This is a genomic window from Streptomyces sp. NPDC017890 (assembly GCF_044328675.1).
In the GTDB taxonomy this organism is placed as follows: domain Bacteria; phylum Actinomycetota; class Actinomycetes; order Streptomycetales; family Streptomycetaceae; genus Streptomyces.
The window spans coordinates 443,739-463,350 of sequence record NZ_JBIRHU010000001.1 but is presented as its reverse complement, the minus strand read 5'-3'; the positions used below and the strand labels follow the sequence as shown (position 1 = coordinate 463,350).

General features: G+C 71.6%; 16 protein-coding genes. 4 read left to right on the top strand and 12 right to left on the bottom strand.

Going from position 1 to position 19,612, the window contains the following annotated elements; all coding sequences use genetic code 11:
• Positions 1-45: 45 nt before the first annotated feature.
• The 10 genes from ACH4F2_RS01950 to ACH4F2_RS01905 all read right to left on the bottom strand — a co-directional run bounded on the left by ACH4F2_RS01950 (position 46) and on the right by ACH4F2_RS01905 (position 13,073).
• Positions 46-1,818, bottom strand: a complete 1,773-nt coding sequence (locus tag ACH4F2_RS01950) for an IucA/IucC family protein (protein ID WP_398130728.1) — start codon at positions 1,816-1,818, stop codon at positions 46-48.
• Entirely contained in the window at positions 1,815-2,372 is a 558-nt protein-coding gene (locus ACH4F2_RS01945) for a GNAT family N-acetyltransferase (protein WP_398130727.1), read from the bottom strand. The genes ACH4F2_RS01950 and ACH4F2_RS01945 overlap by 4 nt, the downstream gene beginning before the upstream one ends.
• Positions 2,369-3,649, bottom strand: a complete 1,281-nt coding sequence (locus ACH4F2_RS01940; protein WP_398130726.1) for a lysine N(6)-hydroxylase/L-ornithine N(5)-oxygenase family protein — start codon at positions 3,647-3,649, stop codon at positions 2,369-2,371. The genes ACH4F2_RS01945 and ACH4F2_RS01940 overlap by 4 nt, the downstream gene beginning before the upstream one ends.
• Positions 3,633-5,075 carry a lysine decarboxylase DesA gene (gene desA / locus ACH4F2_RS01935; protein ID WP_398130725.1) on the bottom strand — a complete coding sequence of 481 codons (1,443 nt, stop codon included), beginning with the start codon at positions 5,073-5,075 and terminating at the stop codon, positions 3,633-3,635. Before desA ends, ACH4F2_RS01940 begins: the two co-directional genes overlap by 17 nt.
• Before the next feature lie 182 nt (positions 5,076-5,257).
• Positions 5,258-6,154, bottom strand: coding sequence for a siderophore-interacting protein (locus ACH4F2_RS01930; RefSeq protein WP_398130724.1), 897 nt, complete (start codon positions 6,152-6,154; stop codon positions 5,258-5,260).
• Positions 6,155-6,182: 28 nt separating this feature from the next.
• Positions 6,183-7,229 (bottom strand): ABC transporter substrate-binding protein, encoded by a 1,047-nt coding sequence (locus tag ACH4F2_RS01925; protein WP_398130723.1) that lies wholly within the window; start codon positions 7,227-7,229, stop codon positions 6,183-6,185.
• A gap of 121 nt (positions 7,230-7,350) precedes the next feature.
• Positions 7,351-8,511: an acyl-CoA dehydrogenase family protein gene (locus ACH4F2_RS01920; protein ID WP_398130722.1), complete on the bottom strand. Its 1,161-nt coding sequence runs from the start codon at positions 8,509-8,511 to the stop codon at positions 7,351-7,353.
• A gap of 5 nt (positions 8,512-8,516) precedes the next feature.
• Positions 8,517-9,482, bottom strand: a complete 966-nt coding sequence (locus ACH4F2_RS01915; RefSeq protein WP_398130721.1) for a hydroxymethylglutaryl-CoA lyase — start codon at positions 9,480-9,482, stop codon at positions 8,517-8,519.
• On the bottom strand, positions 9,479-11,419 hold the full coding sequence (locus ACH4F2_RS01910) for an acetyl/propionyl/methylcrotonyl-CoA carboxylase subunit alpha (RefSeq protein WP_398130894.1): 1,941 nt from the start codon (positions 11,417-11,419) through the stop codon (positions 9,479-9,481). Before ACH4F2_RS01910 ends, ACH4F2_RS01915 begins: the two co-directional genes overlap by 4 nt.
• A gap of 37 nt (positions 11,420-11,456) precedes the next feature.
• A complete protein-coding gene (locus tag ACH4F2_RS01905) occupies positions 11,457-13,073 on the bottom strand; it encodes a carboxyl transferase domain-containing protein (RefSeq protein ID WP_398130720.1) in 1,617 nt (538 codons plus the stop codon).
• Positions 13,074-13,178: 105 nt separating this feature from the next.
• Between ACH4F2_RS01905 and ACH4F2_RS01900 the strand changes: the two genes are divergently transcribed.
• From ACH4F2_RS01900 to ACH4F2_RS01885, 4 genes are all read left to right on the top strand, one after another.
• Positions 13,179-13,778, top strand: coding sequence for a TetR/AcrR family transcriptional regulator (locus ACH4F2_RS01900; RefSeq protein ID WP_398130719.1), 600 nt, complete (start codon positions 13,179-13,181; stop codon positions 13,776-13,778).
• Between the two features lie 166 nt (positions 13,779-13,944).
• Complete coding sequence (locus ACH4F2_RS01895; RefSeq protein WP_398130718.1) at positions 13,945-15,102, top strand: acyl-CoA dehydrogenase family protein; 1,158 nt, start codon at positions 13,945-13,947, stop codon at positions 15,100-15,102.
• Between the two features lie 10 nt (positions 15,103-15,112).
• A complete protein-coding gene (locus ACH4F2_RS01890; protein ID WP_398130717.1) occupies positions 15,113-15,985 on the top strand; it encodes an acyl-CoA thioesterase in 873 nt (290 codons plus the stop codon).
• 5 nt (positions 15,986-15,990) lie between these two features.
• A complete protein-coding gene (locus ACH4F2_RS01885) occupies positions 15,991-16,971 on the top strand; it encodes a cation diffusion facilitator family transporter (protein WP_398130716.1) in 981 nt (326 codons plus the stop codon).
• Positions 16,972-17,002: 31 nt separating this feature from the next.
• On the opposite strand, the gene ACH4F2_RS01880 is transcribed toward ACH4F2_RS01885, so the two are convergent.
• Positions 17,003-17,791: a phosphatase gene (locus ACH4F2_RS01880; protein ID WP_398130715.1), complete on the bottom strand. Its 789-nt coding sequence runs from the start codon at positions 17,789-17,791 to the stop codon at positions 17,003-17,005.
• Positions 17,792-17,852: 61 nt separating this feature from the next.
• Positions 17,853-19,424, bottom strand: a complete 1,572-nt coding sequence (locus ACH4F2_RS01875; protein ID WP_398130714.1) for a PucR family transcriptional regulator ligand-binding domain-containing protein — start codon at positions 19,422-19,424, stop codon at positions 17,853-17,855.
• Between the last annotated feature and the right edge of the window lie 188 nt (positions 19,425-19,612).

Here is a 19,612-nt window from a genome sequence, read left to right as displayed (position 1 = left end):
GGAGGACCGTCTCCGGGGTGCCCGCCCGTCTGTGCGGGGCCGTCGCTACAGGCCCGCGATGGGGTTCTTCAGGCTGCCGATGAGCTGGAGCGCGCCGGACGGGTCGGCGAGGTCCACCATCTGCCTGTTGTCGCGCAGCTGGAGCCGGTTGAGGCAGGACAGCGCGAACTCGGGCGCGAACATGTCGTACCGGCCGAACTTGTCGGCCAGCTCCGGCACCGACTCCTGGTACTCGCGGGTGACCTCCGCGACCGTGCGCCAGAAGACGTCCTCCTCCACGATCCCCTCCTCGGCGAGGTTCGCGGCGAGGAAGCGGAAGAAGCAGTCGAAGACGTCCGTGAAGATCGACAGGAGCTTCTTGTCCTCGGGGACCTCGACCGCGATCCGGGAGACCTCCGGGGGCAGCACCGCGTCCGGGTCCATCACCGCGATCTCCTCGGCGATGTCCTTGTAGACCGCGCGCTGCACGACCCCGTCCTTCAGGACCAGGATCACGTTCTCGCCGTGCGGCATGTAGACCAGGTCGTAGGCGTAGAAGCTGTGCAGCAGCGGGACGTAGTAGGCCCGCAGGTAGTGCCGCAGCCACTCGGTGGGCGCGAGCCCCGACCGCTCGATCAGCGCGCCCGCGAAGGAGGCGCCCTCGTGGTCGACGTGGACGAGGGAGGCCATGGTGGCGAGGGACTCGCCGTCCTGGAGGGAGGGCACCGGGCTCTCGCGCCACAGCGCGGCCAGCATCTTGCGGTACGGCGAGTAGCGGTCGGTGGCCTGCTCGTACTCCAGGTGCCGGTAGCCGACGGCCGCCCGCTCCCGGATGATCGTCAGGCCCGTCGACTTCAGCACCGGGTCGCTGTCGATGAGCTGGGCGAGCCAGTCGTTGATGGCCGGGGTCGCCTCCATGTACGCCGCCGACAGGCCCCGCATGAAGCCCATGTTGAGGACGGACAGGGCCGTCTTCACGTAGTGCTTCTCGGGGTGGCTGGTGTTGAAGAAGGTGCGGATCGACTGCTGGGCCAGGTACTCGTCGTCGCCCTCGCCGAGGCAGACCAGGTACCCGCGGGCGACCTCGGCGGCGAAGGTGACGGTGAGCTTGTTCCACCACTGCCAGGGGTGGACCGGGATGAACAGGTAGTCGGCCGGGTCCAGGCCCCGCCCGCGCAGGACGCCGTGGAAGCGGTCGACGGTCGCCTCGCCCAGCTCGTCCCGGACGAAGGACTCGTACTCGATCCCGACACCGGCCGTGAACGCCGCCCGTGAGCGGTGCGCGGCCAGCCACACCAGCCGGACGGGGCTCGCGGTCTCGGGGGCGTACGACAGGTACTCGTGGATGCCGAAGCCGAGCCGCCCGTTGTTGGCGACGAAGCAGGGGTGGCCCTCGGTCATGCCGGTCTCGACGGCCTGGAAGTCACCGTTCACCAGCTCGGCGGAGGTGAGCTTCGGCTTGGTCAGCTTGTAGCAGGTGCCGGAGAGGGTGGAGGAGATCTCCTCCAGGTAGACGGGCAGGATCTCCTCGCTCAGGCCCAGCGTCTCCCTCAGCTCGACGAAGAAGTCCAGCGCGGCGAGCGGGAGCTCGGTGCCGTCACGGTGGCGGGTGATCGAGTCCGGGTCCACCTGCCAGTGGTCCAGGGCGCGGACGGTGGCGGTGAAGCGGTACTCGGTCTTGCCGTCGTCGCCGCGGACGACGTACGCGCCGCCCGTGGAGCTTTCGGGCGTGAGCAGCCGCTCGTGCGTGAACTCGGCGAGCGCCTTGCGGATCAGGAGGCGGTTGGCCTGCTCCCAGCGTTCGGGGGAAAGGTGGGCGACGGCGTCGGCGAGGCTCATGCGGACACCGCCTTCTCGAACTGCTCGCGGGTGCAGAAGCTCAGCAGCGCCTTCTTCTCCGGCTTCTGGATCTCGCGCTCGGGCACGAATCCGACGGCCGCGTTCAGGGCGTGGACGGCCTTGTTGCCGAGGTCCGGCTCGACGACGACGCGGGCGGTCGCCGGGTCGGCGAACAGCTCGGCCATGACCGCGGTGATCACGGCGCGGGTGAAGCCGTGCACGGGCCGGTCGGTGGGGGCGACCAGGAAGTGCATGCCGACATCGCCCGGCTCGGGCTCGTACAGGCCGGTCAGCTCGCGGTGGACCGGGTCGTACTTCTCCATCAGGAAGGCGGGTACGCCGTCGTGCAGGCCGATGTACGCGTGGTGGTGCTCGTCGGCGGCTATCTCCATGTAGGCGCGCTCGACGTCGACCAGCTTCGCGTCCTGCATCATCCAGAACGCGGACTTGGGGTGCGTGACCCACGCGTGCAGCAGCCCGGCGTCCTTCAGCGGGTCGAGGGGGCGGAGGGTGAGGGCGCCGATGCCGGCGACTGTGGGGGTGGTGGTGCTCATGCGCTGAACTCCTGGAACGCGATCGTCTTCTCGACCGGGTAGTACTCGGTGCCGAGCAGCTCTCGGACGATGTAGCTGTTGCGGTAGGCACCCATGCCCAGATCGGGGCTGGTGATGCTGTGCGTGTGGACACCGGCGTTCTGCAGGAACACGCCGCTTCCCGTGACGTCGACGGCGTAGTTGCGGGCCACGTCGAAGTTGCCCCGGGAGTCGTAGCGCAGCCGGTCCCGCACGGGCTTGAGGAACTCCGGCTCGGCGTACCTGTAGCCGGTGGCCAGGACCAGGCCCTCGGTGTCGATCTCGAAGTCCTTGCCCTGCTCCTCCTGCCGGAAGCCGAGGGTGTACGTACCGTCGGCGTACCGGGCGCTCGTCAGCGCGGAGTTGGTGAGCAGGCGGGTGGGGACGGGGCCGCCGAGCTTCTTCCGGTAGAGCAGGTCGAAGATCTCGTTGATCAGGTCGCCGTCGATGCCCTTGAACAGGCCCTTCTGCTCGCCGGTGAGGCGGTAGCGGGTGTCCTCCGGCAGCGCGTGGTAGTAGTCCACGTACTCCGGGGAGGTCATCTCCAGCGTGAGCTTGGTGTACTCGAGGGGGAAGAAGCGCGGGGAGCGGGTCACCCAGTTCAGCCGGTAGCCGTGGACGTCGATCTCGCTCAGCAGGTCGTAGTAGATCTCGGCGGCGGACTGGCCGCTGCCGACCAGGGTGATCGACTTCTTCTTCTGCAGTTCCGCCTTGTGCTGCATGTAGCGGGAGTTGTGGATGAAGTCACCGGCCAGGCCCCGGCAGGCGTCCGGGATGTGCGGCGGGGTGCCGGTGCCGAGGACGAGGCGGCGGGCGCGGTACGTGTCGCCGCCCGTCGTCGCCACGACGTACAGCTCGTCCCGCTCGTCGTACGTCACCTCGGTGACCGTCGTGGAGAAGCGGACGCCGCTCAGTCTGTTCGCGGCCCAGCGGCAGTAGTCGTCGTACTCGGCCCGGAGCGGATAGAAGTTCTCCCGGATGTAGAACGAGTACAGCCGGCCCTTCTCCTTCAGGTAGTTGAGGAAGGAGTACGGGGACGTCGGGTCGGCGAGCGTGACCAGGTCCGACATGAACGGGGTCTGGAGGTGGGCGCCGTCCAGGAACATCCCGGCGTGCCACTCGAAGTCCGGCTTGGACTCCAGGAAGACGCCGTTCAGCTCGGCGATGGGTTCGGTGAGGCAGGCGAGGCCGAGGTTGAAGGGGCCGAGGCCGATCCCCACGAAGTCGTACGGGGCACTGGCTTCAGGAAGCGCGGTCAAGGGACTCTCCCAGGTACTGCTCGGCGTGGCCGGCGATCAGGTCGAGGACGGCGGCGATGTCGGCCGTGGTCGTCTCGGGGTTGAGCAGGGTGAACTTCAGGTAGTGCCGCCCGGCCACCTTGGTGCCCGCGACCACGGCGTCGCCGGAGGCGAACAGGGCCTTGCGGGCGTACAGGTTGGCGCGGTCGGTCTCGGAGGGGTCGGTGACGGCCGCCGGTATGTAGCGGAAGACCAGGGTGGACAGGCTCGGCTCGACGACGACGTCGAAGCGGGGGTCGGCGGCGAGCAGTTTCCAGCCCTCGGCGGCCAGGTCGCACACCTCGTCGAAGAGCTGTCCGATGCCGTCGGCGCCCATGACGCGCAGGGTCATCCACAGTTTGAGCGCGTCGAAGCGGCGGGTGGTCTGGAGGGACTTGTCCACCTGGTTGGGGATACGTTCCTGCACCATGCGGCGCGGGTTGAGGTACTCCGCGTGGTAGGTGGCGTGGCGCAGGGTGGCCACGTCCCTGACCAGTACCGCCGACGAACTCACCGGCTGGAAGAAGGACTTGTGGTAGTCCACGGTGACCGAGTCGGCCCGCTCGATGCCGTCGATGCGGTCCCGGTACTTCAGGGAGGCGAGCAGTCCGCAGCCGTAGGCCGCGTCCACGTGCATCCACACGCCGTACTGCTCGCACAGGCCGGCGATCTCCGGCAGCGGGTCGATGGAGCCGAAGTCGGTGGTGCCGCCGGTGGCGACGACGGCCATGGGGACCAGGCCGTCCTTCGCGCAGCGCTCCAGTTCCCGGGCGAGGGCGACGGTCTGCATGCGCTTGTCGTGGTCGACGGGGATCGAGACGACGGCGTCGGGGCCGAGACCGAGCAGTTTCGCCGACTTCTTCACGCTGAAGTGGCTGACCTCGGAGGCGAAGACACGCAGGTCGGCGAAGTTCTCGGTCTTCGCCTCCTCGCGGGCCAGCAGCAGCGCCTGGAGGTTGGACTGGGTGCCGCCGGAGGTGAAGACGCCGTCGGCCGCCGGGCCGAGGCCGATGCGGGCGGTGGTCCAGTCGATCAGTTTCCGCTCGATGAGCGTGCCGCCGGCCGACTGGTCCCAGGTGTCCAGGGAGGAGTTGACGGCGGAGAGCACCGCCTCGCCGACCACGGCCGGGATGACGACCGGGCAGTTGAGGTGGGCGAGGTAGCGGGGGTGGTGGAAGTAGACGGCGTCGCGGAGGTAGACGTCCTCCAGCTCGTCGAGGACCGCGGCCGTGTCGTGCAGCGGCTTGTCGAGGTCGATCTCGTCGATGCGGGGGGAGAGTGCGTCGACGGTGACACCGGTGAACGGGCGGTCGGTGGTGGCGAGTTTGGCGGCCACCCGCTCGACTCCTTCGGTCACGGAGCGGCGGTACTGCTCCGCGGTGGTGTCGTTGAGCAGGTGCGAGCGCATGTGGGGGTCCTCCGGTGGGGACGGTCCGAGAGGGACGGGAGAGGGCGGAGCCCTGGCTTCGACTTAGGTTAGCCTAACCTAATTATGATCGATCAAACGGGCACCACTACGTGACTGCCGTCACTCGCGCCCCACCCGTGTGTCACGGAGGGTGAGTTGGGGCGCCGTGAGGGCGCGGAGAGTCAGCCCTGCTCGCGGAGCTGTTCCTCCGTCAGCCCCTGGCGCCAGTAGCCGACGAAGGTGACGCGGCGGCGGTCGATGCCGCGCTCGCCCACGAAGTGCCGGCGCAGCCGCTTGACGCGGCCGGACTCGCCGGCGATCCAGACGTACGGGTGCGTGGTGGGCGGCAGTTCGGCCGCGCGGAGGGTGGCGAGGGTGGCCTCCGGACCGGCGGCGGCGCCCTTGACCAGCCAGGTGACCTCGGCCTCCGCCGCCGTGTGGAGGTCCTGTACGTCCTCGGCGTGCGGCACTTCCAGCCAGACCCGGGCGCGGGTGCCGGCCGGCAGCGACTCGACGGCGGCGCAGGCGGCCGGTACGGCGGTCTCGTCGCCCCAGATCACCACCAGGTCGGTGTCCGCGGGCGGCCGGAAGCGGATCGCCCGGTTGTCGGCGACCGCCGGGCCGAGCATGACGACCCGGTCGCCGGGGGCGGCGCCGGCTGCCCAGCGGGCGGCGGGGCCCGCCTGGACCGGCGACCCGGGCTCGACGCCGTGCAGCACGAAGTCGATGTCGATCTCGGTGGTGTGCCCGTCCTCTCCGGTCCGCAGCGCTCTGAGCGTGTACGAGCGCATCACCGCCCGCACGTCGTCCGGCAGTTCACGCCACGCCTGCCACCAGCCTCCCCCGCTCCCGGCTTCGCCCGAGCGGGGGGACTCCCATCCCAGCTCGACGGGAACGGCGGGCTCCGGCTGGCCCGGGTGCGGCAGGAACAGCGACAGGGACTGGTCCCGCCCGTCGGAGTGGAAGGCATGCAGGTCGGGGCCCGCGAAGGTGACCCGGGCCAGGGACGGGCCGAGCCGCCTCGTCCGTACGACCTGGAGGGAGAAGAAACGGAACGGGGCGGCCACGGCCGTCGTCATGAAGGGCTCCGGGGGAGAAGGGGGAAGGTCAGCCGACCTTCTTGGCGTTCTCGATCGCCTCGGCCAGGTTGTCGAGGAGCGGCGTGCACTTGTCGTAGGACAGGATCGGCTCGGGGGAGCGGGAGATGACCTGGCCGGCCTTGACCGCGGGGAGCTGCTTCCAGGTGCCCTCGGTGATGTCGGCGGGCTGGATGGTCGAGGCGCGGTCGTCCATGATGATGACGTCGGCCGGGTACTTGTCGACGTTCTCCCAGCTCAGGGACTCGAACCAGCCGCCGGTCGCCTTCTTGGCCGCCTCGGAGGGCTCGACGAAGTTCACGCCGAGGGCCTTGAAGTACTCCAGGTCGACGGAGAGGTTGGTGCCGGAGACGTAGAAGAGCTCGGGGCTCGCGGAGCCGGCCAGCACCCTGATCTCGGGCTTCGCCTTGGCGGCGGCGCGCAGCCGGGCCGCGGCCTTCTCGAAGGCTGCCTTGGCGTCGGTGACCTTCTTGGCCTTCATGTCCGCGCCGAGCGACTCGGCCAGCTCCCACATGCGCTGGAGCGGCTGGGTGAGCTGGCGGTCGAAGACGGAGACCGCGACGCTCGGGGCGAGCTTGGCGACCTTGTCCTTCGAATCCTCGGGGACCGACCAGAGGGTGCCCGCGGTGTCGAACGTCGTGGTGAGGAGCACCTCGGGGGCGAGGGTGGCGTACTTCTCGACGTTGAGCTTGCCCCACTCGTTGCCGAGCACGGTGACCTTGTCGACGTCGATGTCGCCGGCCTGCACGTCGGGCTTGCCGTCCTTGGTGGTGGTGGGCCCGAACACGCCCTTGACCTGGATGCCGTAGTCCCAGAGGGCGGCGGCGACACCGGTGAAGGCGACGATGTTCGTCGGGACCTTGTCCAGCTTCACGGTCGTGCCGCGGTCGTCCTTGAAGGACCAGGGGCCGGACTCGGCGGCGGCCGTCCCGTCGCCCGAGCCACCGCTTTTCGCGTCGTCGTCACCGCAGGCCGTGAGCACGGCACCGAGGCCGAGGGCGCCGCCCGCGGCGAGGATTCCGCGGCGGGTCAGGTGGGTAGCTCTGGCGTTGGGCATGGTGTGGCTGCTTTCGAACGGTGCGGAGCCTCCGCGGGACAAGTCGAAGGTAGGTTAGCCTAACCTCAGATCTTGTCCATAGAGCGGGGCCGTGACCGACCCCGCCCGGACGTCCCGCACCTCAGCCGACCAGCCCCAACTCACGCGCGATCAGCATCCGCTGGACCTCGCTCGTGCCCTCGCCGATCTCCAGGATCTTCGCGTCCCGCCACATGCGGGCCACGGGGTACTCGTTCATGAAGCCGTAGCCGCCGTGGATCTGCGTGGCGTCCCGGGCGTTGTCCACCGCCACCGTCGACGAGTACAGCTTCGCCAGCGCCGCCTCCTTCTTGAACGGATCGCCCGTCACCAGCCGGGAGGCCGCGTCGCGCCAGGCGAGGCGGGCCGTGTGGGCCTTCATCTCCATGTCGGCGATCTTGAACTGGATGGCCTGGTTGGCGCCGATGGGCCTGCCGAAGGCGTGACGTTCCTTCGCGTACCTGACCGACTCGTCCACGCAGCCCTGCGCCAGCCCCGTGCCCAGCGCGGCGATGGCGATACGCCCCTCGTCGAGGATGCGCAGGAACTGCGCGTACCCGCGACCCTCCTCGCCCAGCAGGTTCGCCGCCGGGACCCGGACGTCGGCGAAGGACAGCTCACGGGTGTCCGACGCGTTCCAGCCGACCTTCGAGTAGGGGGCGGCCACCGTGAAGCCCGGGGTGCCGGACGGCACGATGATCGCCGAGATCAGGGGCCGGCCGTCGGGCTTGCGTCCGGTGACCGCCGTGACGGTCACCAGACCGGTGATGTCCGTGCCGGAGTTGGTGATGAAGCACTTGGTGCCGTTGATCACCCATTCGTTCGTCGCCTCGTCGAGCCGGGCCGTGGTCCGTGTCGCGCCCGCGTCACTGCCCCCGTCCGGCTCGGTCAGGCCGAAGGCGCCGAGGATCTCGCCGGAGCACAGCCGGGGCAGCCACGTCCGCTTCTGCTCCTCGGTGCCGAACAGGTGGACCGGCATCGCGCCCAGCGAGACGCCCGCCTCCAGCGTGATCGCCACCGACGAGTCGACCCGGGCCAGCTCCTCCAGGGCGATGCCGAGGGCGAGGTAGTCGCCGCCCATGCCGCCGTACTCCTCCGGGAAGGGCAGGCCGAACAGGCCCATGCGGCCCATCTCCCGGACGATCTCGTACGGGAACTCGTGCCGCTCGTAGAAGTCGCCGATCTTGGGTGCCACGACGTCGTGGGCGAACTCCTCCACGGTGCGGCGCAGGTCTTCGAGTTCGGGGGAGAGCTTGTGGTCCATGGCTGTCAACGCTCCTTGTGGGAGTCGGCGCCCGAGCCCGCGAGGGCTCGTACGGTGCGGGACGGGCTGGGCCGGCCCAGGCGGGCGGCCATCCAGACGCTGGTGGCGACGAGAGAGCCGAGGTCGACCCCGGTGTCGATGCCGAGGCCGCGCAGCATCCACACGAGGTCTTCGGTGGCGAGGTTGCCGGTGGCGGACTTCGCGTAGGGGCAGCCGCCCAGTCCGCCCGCGGAGGCGTCGACGGTCGTCACGCCGTGCCGGAGGGCGGCGTAGGTGTTCGACAGCGCCTGGCCGTAGGTGTCGTGGAAGTGGACGCCGAGCGCGCCCACGGGAACGCCGGCGTCGGTGAGGGAGGTGAGCAGGGCGCTCACGTGGCCGGGGGTCGCCACCCCGATGGTGTCGCCGAGACTCAGTTCGTCGCAGCCCATGTCCAGCAGGGCCCGGCAGACCTTCACCACCTGCTCGACGGGGACCGCGCCCTCCCACGGGTCGCCGAAGCACATCGAGAGGTAGCCGCGGACGTGGACGTCCGCGTCCTTCGCCCGCGCCACCACCGGCTCGAACATGGCCAGCGCCTCGTCCACCGTCCGGTTGAGGTTGGCCTTGGCGAAGGACTCCGTGGCGCTGGCGAAGACCGCGACCCGCCGGGCGCCGAGCGCGAGCGCGCGGTCGAGGCCGCGTTCGTTCGGCACCAGGACGGGGAGGGCGACCGGCAGGTCCGCGACCGCCGGGAAGAGCTGCTCCGCGTCCGCCAGCTGGGGTACCCACTTGGGGTGCACGAAGCTCGTCGCCTCGATGGTGGTCAGGCCCGTACCGGCCAGGCGGCGGATGAACTGCGCCTTCACCTCCGCCGGGACGGTCGCCTTCTCGTTCTGCAGGCCGTCGCGCGCGCCGACCTCGTGGATGCGGACGCGGGCGGGCAGACCCTCGGCCGGTACGGCCATGGGCAGGCCCAGTCCGGGGGCGTTCACGCCGTCTCCTCCTCGCCGTCGCCGGTGGGTGTGATGACCGCGAGCACCTGGTCCATGGCGACCGTCGTGCCCGGTGCCACGTCCAGCTCGGCGACCGTGCCGGCGTGCGGGGCGGAGATGACGTGCTCCATCTTCATCGCCTCCACGACCAGCAGGCTCTGCCCCGCGCTCACCTCGTCGCCGACGGCGACCTTCACCACCGTCACCGTGCCCGGCATGGGCGCGGTCAGCGAGTCGGTGCCCGCGCGGGCGGCGCCCGTGAGGGAGGCCGCGACCGGGTCGTGGTCGCGCACGTGCCAGGCGTCGCCGTCGCGGCCCAGCCAGTCGGCGGCGCGGTGGAAGGTGTGCCGGACGCCGTCCGACGTCACGGACACGCGGTCCTCGGTGACGGTGTGCGTGCCGCGCGGGGTGTGCTCCACCGGGTCGGTGATCCGCAGGTGGAAGGTGACCGGCTTCGGCTCGCCGCCCATGCGCCAGCCGTTCGGCACCGAGAACGGGTCAGTCCAGCCGTCCCCGCGCGGACGCAGCGCGTCCAGCCGTACGGCAGCCGCCGCCTCGTACACCTCCTCCGGTACGTCGGTGGTGACGAGGCCGTCGACCTCGCGCTCCACCAGCCCGGTGTCCAGCTCGCCCGCCACCACCGCCGGGTGGGCGAGGAGCCGGCGCAGGAACCCGGCGTTGGTCTGCACGCCCAGCGTGACCGTGCGGGCGAGGGCCGCGCGGAGCTTGCGCAGGGCGGTGGCGCGGTCGGGGCCGTACGCGATCACCTTGGACAGCATCGGGTCGTAGAGGCTGCCGACCTCGCTGCCCTCGCTGAGCCCGGAGTCCGTGCGGATGCCGTCGCCGTCCGGCTCGTGCAGGCGCAGCACCGTGCCGCCGGAGGGGAGGAAGCCGCGCGTGGGGTCCTCGGCGCACAGACGGGCCTCGATGGCGTGCCCGGTCAGCCGGACGTCCTCCTGCGCGAACCCGAGCGGCTCGCCCGCCGCCACCCGCAGCTGGCACTCCACCAGGTCCAGGCCGGTGACCAGCTCGGTCACCGGGTGCTCGACCTGGAGGCGGGTGTTCATCTCCATGAAGAAGTACCGCGAGGGGTCCTCGCCCGGCACGATGAACTCCACCGTGCCCGCGCCCCGGTAGCCGCACGAGCGCGCCGCCTGCACGGCCGCCTCGCCCATCGCGGCCCGGGTCGCCTCGTCGAGGAGCACGCTGGGCGCCTCCTCGATGATCTTCTGGTGCCGGCGCTGGAGCGAGCACTCGCGTTCGCCCAGGTGGACGACGTTCCCGTGGCCGTCGGCCAGGACCTGGATCTCGATGTGCCGGGGCCGGTCGATCCACCGCTCCACGAGGAGCGTGTCGTCGCCGAAGGAGGCGCGGGCCTCGCGGCGGGCGGCGGCGATCTCGTCGGTGAGCACGGCGGCGTCCCGGACCAGCCGCATGCCCTTGCCGCCACCGCCGGCCGACGGCTTGAGCAGCACCGGCGTGCCGATCTCCCGGGCGGCGTCGGCGAGCTGCGCGTCCGTCAGGCCGCTGCCGCTGGAGCCGGGCACCACCGGCACCCCGGCCGCCTGCACCGTCTCCTTGGCCCGGATCTTGTCGCCCATCAGGGCGATCGCGTCGGCGGACGGCCCGATGAAGACCAGCCCCGCCTCCTCGCAGGCCCGCGCGAAACCGGCGTTCTCGGCGAGGAAGCCGTACCCCGGGTGGACGGCCTGCGCGCCCGTCCGCGCCGCCGCCCGAAGCAGCCGCTCGACGGACAGATAGCTCTCCGACGCCGGCGCCGGTCCGATCCGTACCGCCTCGTCGGCCTCCCGCACGTGCCGGGCGTCCGCGTCGGCGTCGGAGAAGACCGCCACCGAGCGCACGCCCATCGAGCGCAGGGTCCGGATGACCCGCACCGCGATCTCACCGCGGTTGGCCACCAGCACCGTGTCGAACATCAAGCTCCCCATCGCGCTTCCCATCGCAGTCCCCTCCTCACATCCGGAAGACGCCGAACCGGGGCTCGCCCAGCGGCGCGTTGGCACACGCGGTCAGGGCCAGACCCAGCACCTGCCGGGTGTCGGCGGGCTCGATCACCCCGTCGTCCCACAGGCGGGCGGTCGCGTAGTAGGCGTTCCCCTGGTGCTCGTACTGTGCACGGATCGGCGCCTTGAAGGTCTCCTCCTCCTCGGCCGGCCAGTCCTCCCCGCGCGCCTCCAGCTGGTCCCGCTTGACGGTGGCCAGCACGGACGCGGCCTGCTCGCCGCCCATCACCGAGATCTTGGCGCCCGGCCACATCCACAGGAAGCGCGGCGAATACGCCCGCCCGCACATCGAGTAGTTCCCCGCGCCGTACGACCCGCCGACCACCACCGTCAGCTTCGGCACGCGCGTGCACGCCACCGCTGTCACCATCTTGGCGCCGTGCTTGGCGATGCCCCCGGCCTCGTAGTCCTTGCCGACCATGAATCCGGAGATGTTCTGGAGGAACACCAGCGGGATGCCGCGCTGGTCGCACAGCTCGACGAAGTGGGCGCCCTTCTGGGCCGACTCGGAGAACAGGATGCCGTTGTTGGCGACGATCCCCACCGGGTGGCCGTGGATGCGGGCGAAGCCGGTGACCAGCGTCTGCCCGTACTCGGACTTGAACTCGGCGAACCGGGAGCCGTCCACCACCCGCGCGATGACCTCGCGGACGTCGTAGGGGGTGCGGGAGTCGACCGGGACCACCCCGGACATGCCCTGCGGGTCGGCCTTGGGCTCCACGGCGGGCTCCACGGCCCAGGGGAGCGGGCCGCGCTCGGGCAGCGTGGAGACGATCTGCCGCACGATCCGCAGCGCGTGCGCGTCGTCCTCGGCCAGGTGGTCGGTCACGCCGGACACCCGCGAGTGGACCTCGCCGCCGCCCAGCTCCTCCGCGGTGACCACCTCGCCGGTGGCCGCCTTCACCAGCGGCGGGCCGCCCAGGAAGATCGTGCCCTGACCGCGGACGATCACCGCCTCGTCGCTCATCGCCGGGACGTACGCCCCGCCCGCCGTGCAGGAGCCGAGGACGGCGGCGATCTGCGGGATGCCGGCGCCGGACATCCGGGCCTGGTTGTAGAAGATCCGCCCGAAGTGCTCGCGGTCGGGGAAGACCTCGTCCTGCATCGGCAGGAAGGCACCGCCGGAGTCCACGAGGTACAGGCACGGCAGCCGGTTCTCCAGCGCCACCTCCTGCGCCCGCAGGTGCTTCTTCACGGTCATCGGGTAGTACGTGCCGCCCTTGACGGTGGCGTCGTTGGCGACGATCACGCACTCCCGGCCGCTGACCCGGCCGATCCCGGCGATGACGCCGGCGGACGGGGCCTGTCCGTCGTAGAGCCCGTCGGCCGCGAGCGGCGCCAGCTCCAGGAACGGCGAGCCCGGATCGAGCAGCGTGTCCACGCGGTCGCGCGGCAGCAGCTTGCCGCGCGCGGTGTGCCGGGCCCGCGCCCGCTCACCGCCGCCGAGCCGGGCCGCCGCGAGCTTGGCCCGCAGCTCCTCCACGAGGAGGCGGTGCGCCTCCTCGTTGGCCCGAAAGGCCTCGGAGGCGGGATCTGCCGCCGTCGTCAGCTCCGGTGCCTCGTGCATCCTGCGGTCCCCTCACCCGATGGTCGATCGGTCGATCGGTTAATGAGCGTTAACGCATTTCCTTCAGGTTAACGACCGCTAACCTCCCTGTCTAGAATTGACTCCATGGCCACGAGAACCGACGCCCCCACCCGCCGCGAGCAGATCCTCAAGGAGGCCGCCCGGCTCTTCGCCGAGCGCGGCTTCCACGGTGTCGGCGTCGACGAGATAGGTGCCGCGGTCGGCATCAGCGGACCCGGCCTCTACCGGCACTTCGCCGGCAAGGACGCGATGCTCGCCGAGCTGCTGGTCGGGATCAGCGACTCGCTGCTGACCGGGGCGAAGCGGCGGCTGGCGGAGGCGGACGGGGTGACCGGCCCCGAGGCGGTCCTCGACTCGTTCATCGAGGGGCACATCGACTTCGCGCTCGACGACCGCCCGCTCATCACCCTGCACGACCGTGAGCTGGACCGCCTCCGGGACGCCGACCGCAAGCTGGTGCGGCAGTTGCAGCGGCAGTACGTCGAGCTGTGGGTCGGGGTGGTGCGCGAGGTCTATCCGGCGGTGTCGGAACCGAGTGCCCGCTCGGCCGTGCACTCGGTCTTCGGCCTGCTGAACTCCACCCCGCACCTGGGCCGCTCCGGCTCCCTGCCGGGACGCGCGGTGACGGCGACGCTGCTGCACAGGATGGCGCGGGGGGCGTTCGCGGCGGTGGGCGCGGAGTGAGGGGCGCGAAGTGAGGGGCGGGCAGGCGCGGTGAGGGGGGAGGGGAGCGGGAGGGGCCGGGGGGAGTGACGAGGGTTACCCACGTCCCGCTCTGGACGCCCCTCCCTACCCGCCGGTACGGTGAAGTCTGAGCAAGCGCTTAGATTCGTACCCTGGAGGTGGCGCGGTGCGCCGTACGGTGTTCAACGAGGACCACGAGGCGTTCCGGGAGACCCTCCGCGCCTTCATCGAGGCCGAGGTCGTCCCTGTCTACGACGAGTGGTTCGCCGCGGGCCAGGCGCCGCGCGACTTCTACTACAAGCTCGGTGAGCTGGGCATCTTCGGCATCAACGTGCCCGAGGAGTTCGGCGGCGCGGGCATGGACAGCCACAAGTTCGAGGCCGTCCTCTACGAGGAGACCGCCCGCGCGGGCGTCCAGTTCGGCGGCTCCGGCGTGCACGTGCTGCTCGCCCTGCCGTACATCAACATGCTGGCCACCGACGAGCAGAAGAAGCGCTACCTGCCGAAGTTCGTCACCGGCGAGGAGATGTGGGCCATCGCGATGACGGAGCCGGGCACCGGTTCCGACCTCGCGGGCATGAAGTCCACCGCGAAGCTCTCCGAGGACGGCACCCACTACGTCCTCAACGGCGCCAAGACCTTCATCACCGGCGGCGTGCACGCCGACAAGGTGATCGTCTGCGCCCGCACCGCCGCTCCCACGGCCGAGGACCGCCGCTACGGCATATCCCTGTTCGCCGTGGACACCAAGTCCGAGGGCTACTCGGTGGGCCGCAAGCTGGACAAGCTGGGCCTGCGCACCTCCGACACCGCCGAGCTGGCGTTCGTCGACGTCAAGGTGCCCGTCGAGGACCTGCTCGGCGAGGAGAACAAGGGCTTCTCCTACCTCGGCCACAACCTGGCCTCCGAGCGCTGGGGCATCGCCTACGGCGCCTACGCGCAGGCCAAGGCCGCCGTCCGCTTCGCCACGCAGTACGTGCAGGAGCGCACCGTCTTCGGCAAGCCGGTCGCCCACTTCCAGAACACCAAGTTCGAGCTGGCCGCCTGCCAGGCCGAGGTGGACGCCGCCGAGGCCGTCGCCGACCGCGCGACCGAGGCCCTGGACGCCGGCGAGCTCACCCCCGCCGAGGCCGCCAGCGCCAAGCTGTTCTGCACCGAGGTCGCCCACCGCGTCATCGACCGCTGCCTCCAGCTGCACGGCGGCTACGGCTACATGAACGAGTACCCGATCGCCCGCCTGTACGCGGACAACCGCGTCAACCGCATCTACGGCGGCACCAGCGAGATCATGAAGTCGATCATCGCGAAGAACATGGGCCTGTAAACCACAGGACATGAGCGAAGCACTCCAGTCCCTCCTCGACCTGCTCGACCTCGAGCGGATCGAGGAGGACATCTACCGCGGCCACTCCCGCTCCGCCGTCGTCCCCCGGGTCTTCGGCGGGCAGGTGGCCGCCCAGGCGCTGGTCGCCGCCGGGCGCACGGTCCCCGCCGACCGGCACGCGCACTCCCTGCACGCGTACTTCCTGCGCCCGGGCGACCCCGACGCTCCCATCGTCTACAACGTCGACCGCCTGCGTGACGGCCGTTCCTTCACCACCCGCCGCGTGGTCGCCGTCCAGCACGGCAAGCCGATCTTCGGCCTGTCGGCGTCCTTCCAGACGTACGAGGAGGGCCTGGACCACCAGGCCCCGATGCCGCCCGCCCCGGACCCGGCGGCCCTCCCCACCGGCGAACAGCGGCTGCGCGGCTACCCGCACCTGCCCGCCGACACCGTCGAACGCTTCCTGGAGGCCCGCGCCGCCGTCGACCTCCGCTACGTCGACGACCCGCCCTTCGGCGACTACGGCACCCCGCGCGACCCCCACTCGCAGGTGTGGTTCCGCACCAACGGCAAACTCGCCGACGACCCCCTCCTGCACGTCGTCCTCGCCACCTATGTCTCCGACATGACCCTCCTCGACTCGGTCCTGCTCGCGCACGGCCGCGGCGGCTGGGCCGTCGGCGACGTCGTGGGAGCCTCGCTGGACCACGCGATGTGGTTCCACCGGCCCTTCCGCGCCGACGAGTGGCTGCTGTACGACCAGGAGTCACCGTCCGCGTCCGGCGGCCGCGGTCTCGGCCAGGCCCGCATCTACACCCAGGACGGGCGGCTCGCCCTCTCGGTCATCCAGGAAGGCGTCGTCCGCGTCCCTCGGGAACACTGAGGGGCATGGCGGAACCTGCGCGCGAGCGGCACGAGACGAACGGCGGCGACAGCACCTTCACGGTGCTCGTCGCCGCCCTCGCCAATCTGGGCATCGCCCTCGCCAAGGCGGTGGCCGGCGTGATCAGCGGCTCCAGCGCGATGCTGTCGGAGGCCGCGCACTCGGTCGCCGACACCGTCACCGAGGTCCTGCTGCTGACCTCCCTCAAACGCAGCGTCCGCCCCGCCGACGAGGACCACCCCCTGGGGCACGGCCCCGAGCGCTACATCTGGGCGCTGCTCGCGGCCGTCGCCACCTTCGTCGGCGGCGCGGTCTTCGCCCTCTACGACGGCGTCCACTCCCTCACCCACGGCGGGGAACCCGGCGACCCGCTGATCGCGTACGTCGTCCTGGCCGTCGCCTTCCTCCTGGAGGGCTACTCCCTGCGCACCGGCCTGAAACAGGCGCACGGCGAGGCCCGCCAGTACAAGGTGCCCTTCGGCCGCTATCTGCGCCGCACCCCCGACACCGCCGTGAAGGCGGTCGTCATGGAGGACTCCGCCGCCCTCGTCGGCCTGCTGCTGGCCGCGGGCGGACTGCTCGGCGGGCAGCTCACCGGCTCCGGCGTCTGGGACGGCGTGGCCTCCCTGTGCATCGGCGCCCTGCTGCTGTACGTCGCCTGGGTGCTCGGCCGTTCCAACGCCGAGTTCCTCATCGGCCGCCCGCTGCCCCGCACCGTGCGGGACCGGATCAGGGCGGAACTGGTGGCCGTCGAGCACATCGAGGCCGTACTGGAACTGACCACGCTCGTGCAGGGCCCGCGGGAGGCGCTGGTCGCCGCGAAGGTCGACTTCCGGGACGTGGCGACGGCGGCGCAGATCGAGTGGGCGTGCGAGCGGGCCGAGCAGCGGCTGCGCGAGGAGTTCCCGGTGGTGCGCCGGGTCTACCTGGACCCGACGCCCGGGTTCGCGCAGCGCCGCTCGGAGGGACTGAACCCCTGGCCGTGAGGGACCGGCGGGGCGGAGGGGATCGGCGAGGCTACTTCAGCCCCGCCTCCGTCAGCAGGTACGCCGTCATCGGGTCGTAGTAGCGGGGGCTGACCACGTGGTCGTCCAGCGGCACGGCGACCTGGAGGGTGCCCTCGGACTCGGCGAGGAAGAGCGCCGGGTCGTTGCAGTCCGCGTAACCGACGGAGTCGACGCCGTGCTGACCGGCGTAACCGGCCCAGCCGTGGTCGGCGACGACCAGGTCGGGCAGCGGGCGGCCCGCACGCTCCAGGCCGGTGAGGATCGCCTTCATCGGTTCACCGGAATGGGTGTGCCACAGCGAGGCGCCGTGCTCCAGCACCGCCACGTCCGCGAACTGCTGGACGTATCCCTCCTCCGTCGTGAGCCCCTCCGGGATCACGACGATCTCGCATCCGGCGGTGCGCAACGCGTCGGCCGTGGCGCGGTGCACGTCGAGGAGGCCGCCGGGGTGGCCGGTCGCGAACAGCACCCGCTGCCCGCCGTCGGCCGCCTTGCGCAGCCGGCCGGCCATGCGTTCCAGCGCGGCGACGGTCAGTTCGGGGTCGATGGTGTCCTGGCCGTACCGGTACTCGGGGTCGTCGTTGACGCCGACCCGCTCCGCCATCACCGCGAGCACGTCCTGCTCGTCACTCCAGCGGTCGCCCAGCTCCAGGCCGAGCCAGAAGGCCCGGTCTCCGTTCGCCAGCTTCCGGTAGTGGGAGAGGTTGTTCTCGCGGGGCGTGGCGACGTCGCCCGCGATACGGGTTCTGACGAGGTGTTCGGCGAGTTCGGCGCGGCTGGGTGTCCCGGGTATCGGCATGGCTCCATTGTGGGGCAGCCGCCGTTCGGCGTCTTCGGCATGTCGCACGCTGGGACGCGGGTCACCTCCGCAGCGCGAACCACAACTCCATCCGTACGTCCGGGTCGTCGAGGTCGGCCTCCAGCAGGGCCGCGCAGCGGGCGATGCGCTGCCGGACGGTGTTGCGGTGCACGGACAGGGCGACGGCGGTGCGGTCCCAGCTGCCGTGCAGGGAGAGCCAGGCGCGGAGCGTCTCGGTGAGCGCCGGGACGGCAGCGACCGGCGCGAGCAGCGCACGCGCGTGCGCCTCGGCCTCGCCGTCCGGCACGAGGTCGGCGAGCGCGGGCCGCGCGCCGTGCCGGACCAGCGGCACCCGGGTGGCCCTGGCCCGGGCCAGCGCGCGGGCCGCCTGGGAGTCGGCGGCCGGCCAGTCGGCGGGGACGGCGGGGGCACTGACGCCGAGGGTCCAGCCGGGCTGGGCGGCGGGGCCGGGGCCGGGGCCGGCGGGAGCCTTCGGCCCAATGGGGCGGTCCGGCCCGGTGGGGCGGTCCGGGGCGGTCGAGTTCGCCGGGCGGCCGTCCTTCGGTCCGGCCGGGACCAGTACCCGTACGACGTCCCCGGCCGCGTCGACCAGGGGGGAGCCGAGGGCCGCGCCCAGCGCCGAGGCGGAGACCGGGTCGGCAGCGCCGGTGCGGTGGTGGGCGTGCACGACGTGCCAGTGGGAGGCGTCCTCGCCGTCCCCTCCGCCGAGCAGCGGCGCGACCTCCTCGGGGCGGGCGCCCAGCAGCAGCCGTACGAGCGCGGAGGAGCGGGCCGCGCCCGTACCGCTCTGGTGTTCGCCGGTGAGCAGGGAGAGCAGGACGGCGGCGACCGACGCGATGGTGTGGTCCCCGGATTCCCGGTGCGGGGCGGCGACCCCGAGGACGAAGCCCTGCCCGGGGCCGAGGGCGTAGGCGGCGAGACGGGTACCGGCGACGGTGTCCGTGGCGGTGGTGGTGGCGTGAGCGGTGACGAACCGGGCCAGCTCCGCCAGCGCCCGCCGCACCTCGCCCCCGGGCTCCCGCCCCGCCGCCGCGATCTGGGCGCCCTCCGGCCCGTACAGCACCGCCCGCCCGTCGAGCCGGGTGGCCAGCCGGCGCAGTACCGACGGCACCGGGTCCGGACGGGAGGCCGCGGCGGCCAGGCCCTGCTGGGCCTCGGAGACCCGGCGGAGCTCGGCCAGCCGGGCCCGCGCCATCAGCTGCCACACCGCACGGGCCACGCCCGAGAACGTCGTCCGCGGCGGCACCTCCACCAGCGGCAGCCCGTACGCCTCGCAGGCCGCGACCAGCGCCCCCGGCACCGTGTGGTGCACCGGAGCCACCCCGAAACCGAGCGCGGCACCGCCCGCCGCCACGATCCGGGACACGTAGTCGTCGAAGTACGCCCCCGAGCCCGCCCCCTCCGGGATGTGCACGCCCGCCGTCAGCAGCAGCTCGCCGCCCAGCAGGTACGGGAAGGGGTCGGACATCTCCGAGGTGTGCGCCCAGCGGATCGTCACGTCCGCGGCCGGCGGCCCGGCGAGCTGCCGCAGGGCCAGGTCGTCGCGGGCCAGCAGGGCCGCGAGGGACACCGGCGGCGTGGGAGGCGCGGGCGGAACGACCGGTTCCTGCATGGTGGACGTTTCCTCCGTCGAAGCGGGCCCGAGTGGATGAAACGTACACTTCGCAGCCGCTTTTCAGCCACCTAGTGTCATTCCGGACCGGAATGCGGACCGGAGCGCCGACCCGAACGCGGACCGGAATCCGGCCGGCGGCCCGGGTGCGCGCGGAGTCCGGATGTCTGGATGACCGGATGTCCCGA

Bases quoted from the DNA above. Each gene is read 5' to 3' on its own strand.
- ACH4F2_RS01875 (WP_398130714.1), bottom strand. From the start codon at position 19,424: ATGCAGGAACCGGTCGTTCCGCCCGCGCCTCCCACGCCGCCGGTGTCC.
- ACH4F2_RS01920 (WP_398130722.1), bottom strand. From the start codon at position 8,511: ATGGACCACAAGCTCTCCCCCGAACTCGAAGACCTGCGCCGCACCGTG.
- ACH4F2_RS01925 (WP_398130723.1), bottom strand. From the start codon at position 7,229: ATGCCCAACGCCAGAGCTACCCACCTGACCCGCCGCGGAATCCTCGCC.
- ACH4F2_RS01910 (WP_398130894.1), bottom strand. From the start codon at position 11,419: ATGTTCGACACGGTGCTGGTGGCCAACCGCGGTGAGATCGCGGTGCGG.
- ACH4F2_RS01930 (WP_398130724.1), bottom strand. From the start codon at position 6,154: ATGACGACGGCCGTGGCCGCCCCGTTCCGTTTCTTCTCCCTCCAGGTC.
- ACH4F2_RS01945 (WP_398130727.1), bottom strand. From the start codon at position 2,372: ATGAGCACCACCACCCCCACAGTCGCCGGCATCGGCGCCCTCACCCTC.
- ACH4F2_RS01900 (WP_398130719.1), top strand. From the start codon at position 13,179: ATGGCCACGAGAACCGACGCCCCCACCCGCCGCGAGCAGATCCTCAAG.
- ACH4F2_RS01880 (WP_398130715.1), bottom strand. From the start codon at position 17,791: ATGCCGATACCCGGGACACCCAGCCGCGCCGAACTCGCCGAACACCTC.
- ACH4F2_RS01905 (WP_398130720.1), bottom strand. From the start codon at position 13,073: ATGCACGAGGCACCGGAGCTGACGACGGCGGCAGATCCCGCCTCCGAG.
- ACH4F2_RS01890 (WP_398130717.1), top strand. From the start codon at position 15,113: ATGAGCGAAGCACTCCAGTCCCTCCTCGACCTGCTCGACCTCGAGCGG.
- ACH4F2_RS01885 (WP_398130716.1), top strand. From the start codon at position 15,991: ATGGCGGAACCTGCGCGCGAGCGGCACGAGACGAACGGCGGCGACAGC.
- ACH4F2_RS01950 (WP_398130728.1), bottom strand. From the start codon at position 1,818: ATGAGCCTCGCCGACGCCGTCGCCCACCTTTCCCCCGAACGCTGGGAG.
- desA (WP_398130725.1), bottom strand. From the start codon at position 5,075: ATGCGCTCGCACCTGCTCAACGACACCACCGCGGAGCAGTACCGCCGC.